Raw genomic sequence first — 1,499 nt, 5'->3', positions numbered from 1 at the left:
CCCCCGGGTCGCACATCCGTACACCCCGCCCCCTTCATTCCCGCGAGGAGACAGCAGCGTGACCATCACCCAGCCCGACCTGAGCGTTTTCGAGTCCGTGGAGTCGGAGGTGCGCAGCTACTGCCGCGGCTGGCCCACCGTCTTCGACCGCGCCCGCGGCAGCGTCCTGTTCGACGAGGACGGCCACCGCTACCTCGACTTCTTCGCCGGCGCCGGCTCCCTGAACTACGGACACAACAACCCGGTCCTCAAACGCGCCCTGCTGGACTACCTCGAGCGCGACGGCGTCACGCACGGCCTGGACATGTCCACCACCGCCAAACGCGCCTTCCTGGAGACCTTCCGCGACGTGGTCCTGGAACCGCGCGGCATGGACCACAAGGTGATGTTCACCGGCCCGACCGGTACCAACGCCGTGGAGGCGGCGCTGAAACTGGCCCGCAAGATCAAGGGCCGCGAGGCGATCGTCTCCTTCACCAACGCCTTCCACGGCATGTCGCTGGGTGCGCTGGCGGTGACCGGCAACGCCTTCAAGCGGGCCGGCGCCGGCATCCCGCTGGTGCACGGCACCCCGATGCCCTTCGACGACTACCTCGACGGCCGCACCCCGGACTTCATCTGGTTCGAGCGACTGCTGCAGGACGCCGGGTCGGGCCTGAACCAGCCGGCCGCCGTCATCGTGGAGACCGTGCAGGGCGAGGGCGGCATCAACGTGGCCCGTCCGGAGTGGCTGCGCGCCCTGGCCGACCTGTGCCGTCGCCACGACATGTTGCTGATCGTGGACGACATCCAGATGGGCTGCGGCCGCACCGGTTCCTTCTTCTCGTTCGAGGAGGCGGGGATCGTGCCGGACATCATCACCCTGTCGAAGTCCATCAGCGGCTACGGCCTGCCGATGGCCCTCACGCTGTTCCGTCCCGAGTTGGACGTCTGGGAGCCGGGTGAGCACAACGGCACCTTCCGGGGCAACAACCCGGCCTTCGTCACCGCCGCCGCCTCCCTGGACGCCTACTGGCGCGACGACCAGACCGAGAAGCAGACCCTGGCCCGCGGCGAGCGGGTGGAGGCCGCGCTGGCCGCGATCGTGCGGGAGAACCCCGGGGCCGGCGCCTCGTACCGTGGCCGCGGCCTGGTCTGGGGCATCGAGTTCGCCGACCCGGCGCGCGCCTCGGCCATCTGCGCCCGCGCCTTCGAGCTGGGTCTGCTGCTGGAGACCTCCGGCCCGCAGAGCGAGGTCGTCAAGCTCCTCCCGGCCCTGACCATCACCACGGAGGAGTTGGACGAGGGCCTGCGCATCCTGGACCGGGCGGTCCGCGAGACCGCCTGACACCACGAAGCGGGCCGGCCGGGTCCTCACGCCCGGCTCCCCGGAGAACCGGGCGTGACGTGCGGTGATCGGGGTAGGCACCCCACCACGGGGCCGGTGGGACGGTTGTCGTCCGACCGGCCCCGTGACACGCACCCCGGGCCCCGCGGGCCCACCCGGCGGGGTCCCCGAC

1 protein-coding gene is annotated in these 1,499 nt (G+C 71.1%); it reads left to right on the top strand.

Going from position 1 to position 1,499, the window contains the following annotated elements; all coding sequences use genetic code 11:
* The first annotated feature begins 58 nt into the window (after window positions 1-58).
* Window positions 59-1,327, top strand: coding sequence for a diaminobutyrate--2-oxoglutarate transaminase (gene ectB / locus FNQ90_RS22845; protein WP_182608081.1), 1,269 nt, complete (start codon window positions 59-61; stop codon window positions 1,325-1,327).
* Window positions 1,328-1,499: the final 172 nt, after the last annotated feature.

This window comes from Streptomyces alkaliphilus (genome assembly GCF_014141535.1).
In the GTDB taxonomy this organism is placed as follows: Bacteria; Actinomycetota; Actinomycetes; order Streptomycetales; family Streptomycetaceae; genus Streptomyces; species Streptomyces alkaliphilus.
Note: the sequence above shows the minus strand (reverse complement) of the source record. Positions and strands in the feature narration are given on the sequence as shown.